The following is a 12,259-nucleotide window of genomic DNA, read 5'->3' as shown; positions in this document are numbered from 1 at the left end:
CGCGCGAAGCGGCAAGGAGGATGGACGATGGCAAGGGCTCTGGAACTGCATCCGGACCGCCTTTTCCCGGTGGAACCGGCGACGCGCGCGATTGCGCGGGCGCTGTACGCCGAGGTGGCGGCGTCGCCGATCGTCAGTCCGCACGGGCATACCGATCCGACCTGGTTCGCGGACAATGCCAGCTGGACCGATGCGACCTCGCTGTTGCTCGCGCCCGACCATTATCTATATCGCATGCTCTATAGTCAGGGCGTCGACCTGGATGCGCTGGCGATCCCGCGGCGGAGCGGCGTGCCGGCGACCGATCCGCGCGCGGCGTGGAAGCTGTTCGCTGGCCATTACACGCTGTTTCGCGGTACGCCGTCGCGGTTGTGGCTCGATCATGTGTTCGCCGATGTATTCGGGATCGACGTCGCGCTCGAGGCGTCGACTGCGGACCAGTATTTCGACCTCATCGGCGAGAAGCTGGCGTCCGAAGCGTTTCGGCCTCGCGCATTGTTCGATCGGTTCGGTATCGAGTTCCTCGCGACCACCGAGGGCGCGCATGACGATCTCGCCGCGCATCGCCGCATCCGCCAGTCGGGCTGGAACGGGCGCGTCGTCACGACCTATCGCCCGGACGGGGTGATCGACGTCGAGCATGAGGCGTTCAAGCCCGCGATGGCGCGGTTTGCCGAGCTGACCGGCGAAGATGTGTATGACTGGAAGGGCTATCTTTCGGCGCATCGCAAGCGCCGGGCGGACTTTCGTGCGGCGGGGGCGACCGCGACCGATCACGGGCATCCGACCGCGGCGACCGCCAATCTGTCTCCGGTCGAGGCCGAGGCGCTGTTCGCCAAGGTGACGCGCGGCGACTGGACGCCCGTCGATGCCGAGCTGTTCCGGGCGCAGATGCTGACCGAGATGGCGGCGATGTCGGTCGAGGACGGCATGGTGATGCAGATCCACCCCGGATCTTCGCGCAACCACAACGCGGGCCTGTTCGCGAGCCATGGTCGTGACAAGGGCGCCGATATCCCGACGCGGACCGATTACGTCCATGCGTTGAAGCCGCTGCTCGACCGGTTCGGGACCAGCACACGGCTGTCGATCATCCTCTTCACGCTCGACGAAAGCACGTACGCGCGAGAGTTGGCGCCGCTGGCCGGGCACTATCCCTGCCTGAAGCTCGGGCCGTCCTGGTGGTTCCATGACAGTCCCGAGGGGATGCGACGTTTCCGCGAGATGACGACCGAGACCGCCGGGTTCTACAACACTGTCGGCTTCAACGACGACACCCGCGCCTTCCTCTCGATCCCCGCACGGCACGATGTCGCGCGGCGGATCGACTGCGGGTTCCTCGCGCGACTGGTGGCGGAACACCGTCTCGCCGATTGGGAAGCCGCCGAGCTTGCCCACGAACTTACCAGCGGCCTCGTCCGCCGCGCCTACCGTATCGATGAACCCCATTTTGCTGCGCAAGCGGCCTGACCGGAGCTTACCATGTACGAACGCACCTATTACGCCACGCATCCCGACATGATGGAGTGCGTCTCCAACGACGAACTGCGCGACCGGTATCTGATCCAGGACCTGTTCCGCGACGGCGAATGCGTGCTCAACTACACGCATGCCGAGCGTTTTGTGATCGGCGGCGTCGCCGTTGCGAGCGGTAGCGTCAAGCTGCCCGACCAGGCCGAGCCGGCATCGGCGGCGGGGCATCCGTTCCTGGAGCGGCGCGAGCTTGCGGTGGTCAACGTTGGCAAGGTCGGTGGCACCGTCACCGTCGATGGCGAGACGTTCACGCTCGGCAACAAGGATTGCCTGTACGTGACGATGGGCGCGAAGGACGTGCAGTTCTCCGGCGACGGCGCGCGCTTCTATCTGGCGTCGTGCCCGGCGCACAAGGCGTTCACGACGCGCGTGATTTCCGTCGGCGATGCGACCACGCTGGAGCGCGGCAGCCTCGAGGATTCGAATGAGCGGACGATCTACCAGATGGTCATCCCCGGCATCTGCGACAGTGCGCAGTTGGTCATGGGGCTCACCGTGCTCAAGCCCGGATCGGTGTGGAACACGATGCCGCCGCATATCCATGAGCGTCGCAGCGAGATCTATTTCTACTTCGAACTCGACGATCTCGAGAAGGACCGCGTGTTCCACTACATGGGCGAGGGCGAGGCGACCCGCCACATCGTCATGGCGAACGAGGAAGCGGTGATCAGCCCGCCCTGGTCGATCCACATGGGCTCGGGCACCAAGGCCTATGCGTTCATCTGGGCGATGGCCGGCGAGAACCAGGATTATACCGACATGAACGTGCTGGATATCTGCCAGCTGGCGTAACCTGCCTTTCCCCTTCCCGCGTGCGGGAGGGGGCAGGGGGTGGGCGCGCGCTCACCACCATCGATCCGCTTGAGGAAAGCGCGAGCCCACCCCCGGCCCCTCCCGCTTGCGGGAGGGGAGGAGAAGAGCATGACAAATCCCTTCGATCTGACCGGCAAGGTCGCCATCGTCACCGGCGCGAACACCGGCATCGGCCAGGCGATCGCCGTTGCGCTCGCCGCCGCTGGTGCCGACGTAGCCTGTGTCGGCCGCACCCCTGCCGAAGACACCGTCGCGCAGATTCGTGCGCTTGGGCGCAAGGCCGAGATCGTGTCGGCCAACCTGTCGACGATCGAACCGGTGCAGCGCGTCGTCGACGAGACGGTGGCGAAGCTTGGCGGGCTGGACATCCTCATTAACAATGCCGGTATTATCCGCCGCGCCGACGCGGTCGACTTTACCGAGGCGGATTGGGATGCGGTGATCGACACCAACCTGAAATCGGTGTTCTTCCTGTGCCAGGCGGCTGGGCGGCACATGATCGCTAACGGAGGCGGCAAGATCGTCAACATCGCTTCGATGCTGACGTTCCAGGGTGGCATCCGCGTGCCGAGCTACACCGCGTCGAAGTCGGGGATCGGTGGGCTCACCAAGCTGCTCGCGAACGAGTGGGCGAGCAAGGGCATCAACGTCAACGCGATCGCGCCGGGGTATATCGCCACGAACAACACCGCGGCGTTGCAAGCCGACGAGGTGCGCAACAAGTCGATCATGGACCGCATTCCGGCGGGTGCCTGGGGCGATCCGAGCGATCTCGGCGGCGCGGCGGTGTTCCTGTCGTCGGCGGCGGCGAAATATGTCCAGGGGCATATCCTGGCGGTCGATGGCGGCTGGCTGGCACGGTAAATTCCTCCCCGGCACGGGGCGGTGGCAGTCGCAGGCTGACGGAGGGGGGGCTTCCACGCGCGTAGCGGTCGTGGAAAACCCCCATCACCCCCGCCTTCGGCGGCGGTCCCCCTCCCCGTTCCGGGGAGGATTAGATGAGGGGCGATATGAGCAAATTCCTGGCGTTCGGTGAGATCATGCTGCGGCTTTCGCCGCCGGGGCGCGAGTTGCTGTTGCAGACCCCCAAGCTCGACGTGTGGGTTGCCGGCGCGGAGGCCAACGTCGTCACGCAGTTGGCGCGGCTAGGTCATGACGTCGGCATGGCGAGCATGGTCCCGGACAACGACCTCGGTCGCGCGGCGATCACGACGTTGCGAGGGCACGGTGTCGACACGTCGATGATCGCGCTCGGCGGCGAACGGATGGGGCTGTATCTCGTTACCTCGGGCGCAGGGCTGCGTGCGACCGAAGTGATTTACGATCGCGCGTGGTCGTCGTTCGCGGAGGCGCCGGTGTCCGCGTGGGATTGGGACGCCGTGCTCGCCGGTGTCGATCGCTTCCACCTCTCCGGCATCACGCCCGCCCTCGGCCCGGTACCGGCAGAAAGCGCGCTCGCGGCTGTCGAGGCGGCGACGCAGCGCGGCATTCCGGTCTCATTCGACGGCAATTGGCGCGGCAAGCTGTGGGAGCGTTGGGATTCGAACCCACGCGCGATCCTGACCGACCTCGTCGCGCATGCCGACCTGATGTTCGGTAACCACCGCGACATCGCGCTGCTGCTGGGCCGCGATATCTCCGGGGACGCCGAGGATCGGCGGCGTGAAGCGGCCGTGGCGGCGTTCGAGGCGTTCCCGCGGTTGCAGACGATCGCGTCGACCGCGCGGCACGTCGAGCACGTCGACCTCCACCGGCTCTCCGCGCGGATCGATACGCGGGCGGCCCACGTCCAGACCGACGAAGTGGTGCTGGCCGGGATCGTCGACCGGATCGGCGGCGGCGATGCGTTCGCCGCGGGCGTGCTGCACGGCCTGCGCTCGGGTGCGGAGATCGGCGAGGTCGCGCGGATCGGTCTGGCGCTTGCCGCACTGAAGCACTCGCTGCCGGGCGACGCGAGCCTGTTCCGGCAGGCCGACATTGATGCATATCTGGCTGGGGGGCTCGATGTCCGCCGCTGACGGCTGGACGCGGCGCGGTGCTTTGGGCGGCGGCGCTGCGATGATCCTGGCGTCTGGCGTGCGCGCCGAGACATCACCGACAGTCCGTGCGCCGGCGGGCAATTTCGTCGGGATGGCCGACCGCAACGTCCTCGCGTTCAAGGGAATACGCTACGGTCGCGCCGAGCGGTTTCGGGCGCCGACAGCCGTAGCGATGCCGGGCCAGACCCGATCGGCGCAGGCGTTCGGACCGGTCTGTCCGCAGTCCGGCCCTTATGGTCCACAGTCCGAGGATTGCCTGTTCCTCAACGTCTGGACCGCGGCGGCCGACCCGCGCGCGAAGAAGCCGGTGATGGTCTATATCCACGGTGGCGCCTATTCGAACGGCAGCGTCACCGATCCGCAGAACGACGGGCAGGCACTTGCGGCGCGCGGTGACGTCGTGGTCGTGACGGTCAACCACCGGCTCAACGCGCTGGGCTATCTGTATCTCGCGCGACTTGATCCGCGGTTTCCCGACAGCGGCAATGCGGGGCAGCTCGACCTGATCATCGCGCTCAAATGGGTGCGCGACAACATCGCGGCGTTCGGCGGCGATCCAGCGCGCGTGATGGTGTTCGGCCAGTCGGGCGGCGGCGCCAAGATCGCGACGATGATGGGCATGCCCGCCGCCGCTGGCCTGTTCCACCGGGCGGCGACGATGAGCGGGCAGCAGGTAACCGCGTCGGGGCCTCTCAACGCAACAGCGCGCGCGCGCGCCTATCTGGCGAAACTGGGTGTCGCCGAGGGCGACCTATCGCCATTGCTGTCGATGCCGGTCGAAAGGCTGGTCGAGGCGCTGCCGGCGACCGATCCGATCATGGGCGGGGGCGTCTATTATGGGCCGGTGCTCGACATGACCTGGCTGACGCGACACCCGTTCTGGCCGGATGCGAACCCGCTCGGCAACCGTATCCCGATGATGCTCGGCAACACGCATGACGAGACGCGGGCGTTCATCGGGCTGGATTCGCCCAAAATGAGGGGGCTCGACTGGAGCAATCTCGCCGCGCGGATGGCGCCCGAGCTGAAGATCGACATCCTGCCGGAATGGGTCGTGGCGCAGTACCGTGCGCGCTATCCGGACTGGTCGCCGACCGACGTCTTCTACGGCGCGACGACGGCGGGGCGGAGCTGGCGCGGGCAGGTGATCGAGGCCGAGGCGCGTGCCGATGCGGGAACGCCGACCTGGGTGTACCAAGTCAACTTCGCCTCGCGGACCGAGCCTCGGCGCGGGGCGTTCCATACGATGGATATCCCGCTGGTGTTCGGTACGCTGGGTGCCGCAGGGTCGCAGACCGGCACCGCGGCGGACGCGCAGGCGGCCTCGAAGGCAATGCAGGACAGTTTCGTCGCGTTCGCTATCACCGGCAAGCCCGATCATGCGGGCGCACCGAACTGGCCGCGCTATGACCGGGCCAGGCGTTCGACGATGATCTTCGATGCTCGATCAAGGGTCGAGGACGATCCGCGCCGCTGGGAGCGGGAGCTGTTCGCGCGCGTGCCGTATATCCAGCCTGGGACCTAGCGCGGAACCGGATAGGCGATGATCAGCACGAGCGGTTCGCTGCCGGTCTGGCGGATGCCGACCGTCTCCCCGTCGAACAGATAGGCGGCGATGCCGGTCCGCACCGGCCGGGTCACTCCGCCGGACGATACCGCGCCGGTGCCCGAGATCACGTAATAGACCTCGTCGTGCGCGATGCGGTGGAGGCCGATCGCACTGCCGGGATGCAGGATGCGCTTGCGGAACTCCATCGTCCGGCCTGGCACGCCGTCGCTGATCCGGTAGGCGGTGCTGGAGCCGATCGCGCCGTGCGGGGGCGGCTCGGTGCGGACCGTATCGGCCTCGTCGACGATGACCATCGGTCGCGGTGCTCGTTGCCCGGCCGAACCCGATGCGGGCAACAGGAAGGCGACCGACATCGCGGTAAGTCCCAAGAGTTTCATCCATGCATCTCCTGCTTCGTGCGATGTTTGACGCGGCATGTTGACACGCCAAAGATCATGCGACATTGTTCTGACACCGGTTACCTAGGCAGACAAGGGACGGTGGGAGGACCAGCAAGAGCTGGCCTTTCGGGAGAGGATCGGGTGCCCCCGTGGTAAATAACGGGTCCAACTCTCCAAAATTGGTCAGGTCGGAGGCGCAGCGGCGAAACGTCGAGCGCGCAACCGGTGTCATCGGCAACGGCCGAATGGGGAGTGGAAGCAATGGAAGTTCAAGCAACGACAGCGACTCGGCGGATGGGCTGGCTTGGCGGCGTGTCCGCGGGCAGCCTGGTTCTCGCGCTCGTCATGCCTTCGATCGCGGCGGCGCAGGCGGCACAGATCCCCAACAGCGTGACGCCGGGAACGCCGGCCCAGGTCGATCCGTCGCCCGCGCAGACTGCGGTTGTGCCACAGGGCGAAACTGCCGATCCGGCCGCCACCACCGCACCGCAGACTGCACCAGAGACGGTGTCCCCAGAAGGCGAGACCGCCGAGATCATCGTCACCGGCTTTCGCAAGTCGCTTGACGCCGCACTCAACGTGAAGCGCCAGTCGGTCGCCGCGGTCGATGCGATCGTCGCCGAGGATATCGCCAAGTTCCCGGATCAGAACCTCGCCGAATCGCTCCAGCGTATTCCCGGTATCTCGATCCAGCGCGATGCCGGTGAGGGCCGCGCGATCACGGTGCGTGGTCTGGGTGCGCAGTTCACCCGCGTTCGCGTCAACGGCATGGAGACGGTGGCGACCTCGACCGACGGCGCCAGCTCGAACCGCGATCGCGCGTTCGATTTCAACGTGTTCGCGTCCGAGCTGTTCAACTCGATTGTCGTCCACAAGACCGCCGAGGCCTCGCTCGACGAAGGGTCGCTCGGCGCGGTCGTCGATCTGAACACGGGCAACCCGCTCGGCGGCAAGATCGGCTTCACCGCGGTCGGTTCGGCGCAGGCCAGCTACAATGATCTGAGCAAGAACACCGGGCCGCGTCTCGCCGGCTTGCTATCGTGGAAGTCGGCAGACGGCACCTTCGGCGTCGCTGCGTCAGCCGCGTATTCGAAGACCAACAACTTCGAACTCGGCAACAACACGGTTCGCTGGGCGCAGGGGCCGTTCGACTCGGTCGATGGCACGCGCTGCTACACCACGCAGAACCGCGGCGGCGTTTATGTGCCGAGCACCGCGTGTACCGCGGCCGCGCTCGCCTTCCATCCGCGTATTCCGCGTTACGGCTCGGTCCGGCACGAGCGCGAGCGGTTGGGCATTACCGGCAGCGTGCAATGGGCGCCGAGCACGTCGACCAAGGTGTCGATCGACGGCCTGTATTCGCGCTTCAAGGAAACGCGCGAGGAGAAGTGGGGCGAAGTCCTGCTGCGGTCCAACGAGCGGTCGATCGATATCAGCAACTACACGATCGATGCGAACAACAACCTGATCAAGGCGACGCTGAACGATGCTTGGGTGCGCACCGAGCATTATCTGCGCAAGTCGCAGACCGAATTCTACCAGCTTGGCGGCAGCTGGGATCAGGACGTGACCGACAAGCTGCGCTTTACGCTGATGGGCGGCATCTCGAAGTCGGACGCGACGATCCCGGTCGAGACGACCTTCGTGTTCGATGATCGCGACGCGCAGGGGTATAGCTACGACTATACAGACATGAAGCGCCCGACGCTGACCTTCGGCACCAGCGTCACCGATCCGGCGAACTTCCAGCTTGCCGAAATTCGCGATCGGCCATCGGAAACGGTCAACAAGTTCCGCACCGCGCAGTTGCGGACCGAGTGGGACGTCGCGGAGGGCTTCCAGATCAAGGCGGGCGGGCTGTACCGCAAGTTCACCTTCGACACGCAGGGCTTCTCGCGCGACGCCGTCGTCTGTCCCAATGCGGGTGGCCGCGATACCGTGCTCGGGACACTGACCTGTTCGCCGAACACGCTGTTCGGGCCGACCGCGGTGTACGGCTTCCCGGCCGGCAGCCTCGGCGAGATCTTCAACCTCGGCAAGGCGGGCCAGCCATCGGGAACGACCACCAGCTTCCTGATCCCGAACATCGACGCGTCAGCGGCCTATACCGGGCTGTATAACCGTCCCGCGACCGTGCTGGTCGGCGACACCCGCAGCGTCTCCGAGCAGGTGACGGGTGGCTATACCGAATTCGACGTGAAGGGAGACCTGCTGGGCCTGCGCTATGCCGCAAACGCCGGTATCCGCTACGTCCATACCAAGCAGCGTTCGACCGGGCTGTCGTCGGCGGTGGTGGGCGGCGTTACCGTCAACACGCCGGCGACGGTCGGTCGCAGCTATGACGACTGGTTGCCAGCGATCAACGTCGCGCTGTTCCCGACCGAGAACGTGATCGTCCGCGGCGCAATCGCCAAGGTGCTGACGCGGCCGAGCCTGGGCAGCCTGACGCCGGGCGGTTCGGTCGACGGCTTCAACTACCGCGTGACCTTCGGCAATCCGCAGCTCGAGCCGTTCCGCGCGACCGCGTTCGATCTGTCGGCGGAATGGTATTTCGCGCCGCAGTCGATCTTCTCGGTCGCGCTGTTCAAGAAGAACGTCGAGAGCTTCCCGGTCTCGGCCACGCGCAGCGGGACGTTCGCGTCGACCGGCCTGCCGCTGTCGGTGATCCCGGCAAGCTCGCCGGCCGCAGGCGCCCCGGAAGGCCAGTTGTGGCAGATCACCTCGCCGATCAACGGCACGGGTGCATCGTTGAAGGGCGCGGAAATTTCGCTCCAGACGACGTTCCGCTTCCTGCCCGGGTTCCTGCGCAACTTCGGCGCGCTGGCCAACGCCACGTTCGTCGATTCGAGTGCAGGCTATTCGCAAGGTGGTCCGGCGACGACGATCGTCACGCCGGCGGGTACTCTCGGCGCGCTGCCGAACACCACCCGGTCGGCAACGCTCTACGGCCTGTCGAAGCGCGCCTATAACGGCACACTGTATTACGAGGATGCCAAGTTCAGCGCGCGCGGATCGATCAGCTATCGCAGCCCGTATATCGACGGCGCGTCGGCAACCGGCAACCTGTTCGAGGGGTATGGCGCAACTACCAACGTCGATGCATCGATGCGCTACAAGCTTACTCCGGCGGTGGAGGTGTCGCTCGAGGGCACCAACCTGACCGACAATTATCGCAGCCGGTACACCGATCTCGATGCCAACCGGAACTACGAGAACAATCACTTCGGCCGCACCTTCCTCGTCGGCGTACGCTTCAAGATGTAGGCTCGACAGGCATTCCTCTCCTCTCCATCGGGCGCATTCCTCATGGACTGCGCCCATTTTTTTGACAGGTTCGAGCGCATGATCGATCGTCGAAGTGCAATTCTAGGGACGCTCGCCGTCGCTCTTTCGGCTGGCGTCGACGCACAGACGCCGCCGCCAGCGCGGGTCGGGACGCGCGGTCCCAAGCAGCCGGACCCGCGCGAGACGATCGACCTCTGGCCGGCTGGAGCACCGGGCGCGCCGGCAAAGTTGCCGATCGAGGTCGTCGAGGACCGTGCGACTGGCGCCGAGGGTGCCGACCGCGCCGTCCACGGCATCGCTCGCCCGCGCTTGGTCGTGTTCCGCCCTGCCAAGCCGAACGGGTCGGCGATGTTGGTGATGCCGGGCGGCGGCTATGTCCGGCTCGTCGTCGACCGCGAGGGATATGAGATCGCGCGCTGGCTGGCGGATCGCGGCTGGACGGTGTTCGTGCTATTCTATCGGCTGCCCGGCGATGGCTGGGCGGCAGGGCCGGACGTCGCTTTGTCCGACGCGCAACGGGCGATGCGGCTGATCCGCGCGCGGGCCGATACCTATGGGATCAGGCCGGATCGGGTCGCGGCGATGGGATTCTCGGCGGGCGGGCACGTCTGCGGCGACCTCGCGACTCGGTTCGCGCAGCAGACCTATGCGCCGGTCGATGCCGCGGACCGGGTCGACGCTCGGCCGAACGCCGCCGCGCTGATGTATGCGGTGCAGTCGATGCGCTTGCCGCTCGCGCATCCAGGTTCGCGTGCGCTGCTGCTGGGGCCGTCGCCGACGCCCTCGCTGGAGCGCGCACATTCTACCGCGGCGAACGTGACGGCTGCGACACCGCCCTGCTTTCTGGTCCATGCCGAAGACGATGCAAGCGTTCCGGTCGAGAACACGCTGGAGTTCCGCGCGGCGGCCAGGGCGGCAGACGTTCCGGTCGAGACGCATCTGTTCGCGACTGGCGGACACGGCTTCGGGATGAGCCGGGCAGTCGGCAAACCGGCGGCAATCTGGCCGACGTTGTTCGAAAACTGGGCGAAGGCTCAAGGGCTTGGCTGACGGCTAGCGGGCAGGGCGTCCGATCCTGGCTTTCATACCGGCGGCCATATGGGTAGAGCCGGCGCAGTTCTTCAGGAGCATGCGCTTGCCATCGTCGACCCGTGATCCTGTCCACTGCGTACGCTCGGTGCGGAACGCCGCGCTGCTGACGATCTGCGCGTCTGTCTGAACCCGTGGAGCCGCTAGCCCTTCTCCGCACCGATGAACGCGACCGTGCGCGGCCGGATTGTCATCAGGCGATCAGTATCCTGGATCTGTTCACGATCGGCGTCGGCCCGTCGAGTTCGCACACCGTCGGGCCGATGCGCGCGGCATGGTTGTTCGCGGATCTGGTCGCCGACGAGCAGCCGGTGGCGGTGCGCGTCGACCTGTATGGTTCGCTGGCGCTGACCGGGCGGGGGCATGCGACCGACAGCGCGGTGATGTTGGGCTTGAGTGGCGCGCAGCCCGAGACGATCGATCCGGACCTGATCCCGGTGCGGCTGGCGGCGATCCGGTCGAGCGGGCGGCTGATGCTGGCGGAGCGGGTGGAGATCGGGTTCGAGGAGAGCCAGCATCTGCTGTTCCATGCGCAGACCTTCCTGCCGGGGCATCCCAACGCGGTGACCTTCACCGCCTCGTTCGGTGACGGGCGCACGGTCGGACGGACCTATTTCTCGATCGGTGGTGGCGCGATCGTCGAGGCTGGTTCTGGGCCGGTGAAGGCGAACATCCTGTTGCCGCGGCCGTTCTCGTCGGGGGCGGAACTGCTCGCGACCGGGGACGCGACGGGGATGACGATCGCCGACATCGTCCGCGAGAACGAGATTGCGTGGCGGCCGGAGAGCGAGACCGATGCGTTCCTCGATGCCGTCCGTGGCGCGATGTTCGCGTCGATCGATCGCGGGTGTCGGCAGGGCGGTATCCTGCCGGGAGGGCTGAAGGTGCCGCGTCGGGCGAAGGCGTTGTTCGAGGGGTTGCAGGCGCGCGATACTGCGGCGGATCCCTCCGCGGTGTTCGAGTGGGTGAGCCTGTATGCGCTGGCGGTGAACGAGGAGAATGCCGCGGGTGGCCGCGTCGTCACTGCGCCGACCAATGGCGCGGCGGGCGTGCTGCCGGCGGTGCTGCGCTTCTACGAGACCTTCACCAAGGATCCTACGCCGAAGGGCGCGCATGACTTCCTGCTGACCGCGGCGGCGATCGGCTTTCTCTACAAGAAGCGCGCCTCCATTTCGGCGGCGGAGATGGGGTGCCAGGGCGAGGTCGGCGTCGCGTGCTCGATGGCGGCGGGCGCGCTCGTCTCGGCGCTCGGCGGGACCAATGCGCAGATCGAGAATGCCGCCGAGATCGGCATGGAGCATAACCTCGGGCTGACCTGCGATCCGATCGGCGGGCTGGTCCAGATCCCCTGCATCGAGCGCAACACGATGGGTGCGATTAAGGCGATCAACGCCGCGTATCTGGCGCTGCGGGGGGACGGTCGCCATATCGTCAGCCTCGATGCGGTGATCGAGACGATGCGCCAGACCGGTGAGGACATGCGCTCGCAATATAAGGAGACGTCGCTTGGGGGCCTGGCCGTCAACGTCGTCGAATGCTGAAGGATTTCC

The 12,259-nt window shown here is 66.5% G+C and carries 9 protein-coding genes; 8 read left to right on the top strand and 1 reads right to left on the bottom strand.

All coding sequences use genetic code 11. The features are described from left to right. Positions 1-27 precede the first annotated feature (27 nt). The 5 genes from uxaC to AC3D24_RS04875 all read left to right on the top strand — a co-directional run bounded on the left by uxaC (position 28) and on the right by AC3D24_RS04875 (position 5,910). Positions 28-1,470, top strand: coding sequence for a glucuronate isomerase (uxaC, locus tag AC3D24_RS04895; protein ID WP_489028721.1), 1,443 nt, complete (start codon positions 28-30; stop codon positions 1,468-1,470). 12 nt (positions 1,471-1,482) lie between these two features. Beyond that, complete coding sequence (kduI, locus tag AC3D24_RS04890; RefSeq protein ID WP_489028719.1) at positions 1,483-2,325, top strand: 5-dehydro-4-deoxy-D-glucuronate isomerase; 843 nt, start codon at positions 1,483-1,485, stop codon at positions 2,323-2,325. 129 nt (positions 2,326-2,454) lie between these two features. Beyond that, positions 2,455-3,210 (top strand): 2-dehydro-3-deoxy-D-gluconate 5-dehydrogenase KduD, encoded by a 756-nt coding sequence (gene kduD / locus AC3D24_RS04885; protein ID WP_489028717.1) that lies wholly within the window; start codon positions 2,455-2,457, stop codon positions 3,208-3,210. Between the two features lie 146 nt (positions 3,211-3,356). Then, complete coding sequence (locus AC3D24_RS04880; protein ID WP_489028715.1) at positions 3,357-4,364, top strand: sugar kinase; 1,008 nt, start codon at positions 3,357-3,359, stop codon at positions 4,362-4,364. Beyond that, the gene (locus tag AC3D24_RS04875) at positions 4,351-5,910 is read left to right on the top strand and encodes a carboxylesterase/lipase family protein (protein WP_489028713.1); all 1,560 of its coding nucleotides are present in this window, start codon (positions 4,351-4,353) and stop codon (positions 5,908-5,910) included. Before AC3D24_RS04880 ends, AC3D24_RS04875 begins: the two co-directional genes overlap by 14 nt. Here the strand turns inward: AC3D24_RS04875 and AC3D24_RS04870 are convergent. Beyond that, positions 5,907-6,308 carry a cupin domain-containing protein gene (locus AC3D24_RS04870; RefSeq protein WP_489033046.1) on the bottom strand — a complete coding sequence of 134 codons (402 nt, stop codon included), beginning with the start codon at positions 6,306-6,308 and terminating at the stop codon, positions 5,907-5,909. The two genes, AC3D24_RS04875 and AC3D24_RS04870, sit on opposite strands and share 4 nt — an antisense overlap. Positions 6,309-6,596: 288 nt before the next feature. Here AC3D24_RS04870 and AC3D24_RS04865 point away from each other — a divergent pair, with 288 nt between their 5' ends. The 3 genes from AC3D24_RS04865 to AC3D24_RS04855 all read left to right on the top strand — a co-directional run bounded on the left by AC3D24_RS04865 (position 6,597) and on the right by AC3D24_RS04855 (position 12,250). Further along, positions 6,597-9,599 carry a TonB-dependent receptor gene (locus AC3D24_RS04865; protein WP_489028711.1) on the top strand — a complete coding sequence of 1,001 codons (3,003 nt, stop codon included), beginning with the start codon at positions 6,597-6,599 and terminating at the stop codon, positions 9,597-9,599. Positions 9,600-9,677: 78 nt separating this feature from the next. Next, entirely contained in the window at positions 9,678-10,670 is a 993-nt protein-coding gene (locus AC3D24_RS04860) for an alpha/beta hydrolase (RefSeq protein ID WP_489028709.1), read from the top strand. Positions 10,671-10,918: 248 nt separating this feature from the next. Then, positions 10,919-12,250 (top strand): L-serine ammonia-lyase, encoded by a 1,332-nt coding sequence (locus AC3D24_RS04855; RefSeq protein ID WP_489033045.1) that lies wholly within the window; start codon positions 10,919-10,921, stop codon positions 12,248-12,250. Positions 12,251-12,259 lie beyond the last annotated feature (9 nt).

It is taken from the genome of Sphingomonas sp. SL1004 (genome assembly GCF_057815015.1).
The sequence above is the reverse complement of the archived record's forward strand: the minus strand, read 5'-3'. Positions and strand labels throughout refer to the sequence as shown.

Bases quoted from the DNA above. Each gene is read 5' to 3' on its own strand.
- uxaC (WP_489028721.1), top strand. From the start codon at position 28: ATGGCAAGGGCTCTGGAACTGCATCCGGACCGCCTTTTCCCGGTGGAA.
- kduI (WP_489028719.1), top strand. From the start codon at position 1,483: ATGTACGAACGCACCTATTACGCCACGCATCCCGACATGATGGAGTGC.
- kduD (WP_489028717.1), top strand. From the start codon at position 2,455: ATGACAAATCCCTTCGATCTGACCGGCAAGGTCGCCATCGTCACCGGC.
- AC3D24_RS04880 (WP_489028715.1), top strand. From the start codon at position 3,357: ATGAGCAAATTCCTGGCGTTCGGTGAGATCATGCTGCGGCTTTCGCCG.
- AC3D24_RS04875 (WP_489028713.1), top strand. From the start codon at position 4,351: ATGTCCGCCGCTGACGGCTGGACGCGGCGCGGTGCTTTGGGCGGCGGC.
- AC3D24_RS04870 (WP_489033046.1), bottom strand. From the start codon at position 6,308: ATGTCGGTCGCCTTCCTGTTGCCCGCATCGGGTTCGGCCGGGCAACGA.
- AC3D24_RS04865 (WP_489028711.1), top strand. From the start codon at position 6,597: ATGGAAGTTCAAGCAACGACAGCGACTCGGCGGATGGGCTGGCTTGGC.
- AC3D24_RS04860 (WP_489028709.1), top strand. From the start codon at position 9,678: ATGATCGATCGTCGAAGTGCAATTCTAGGGACGCTCGCCGTCGCTCTT.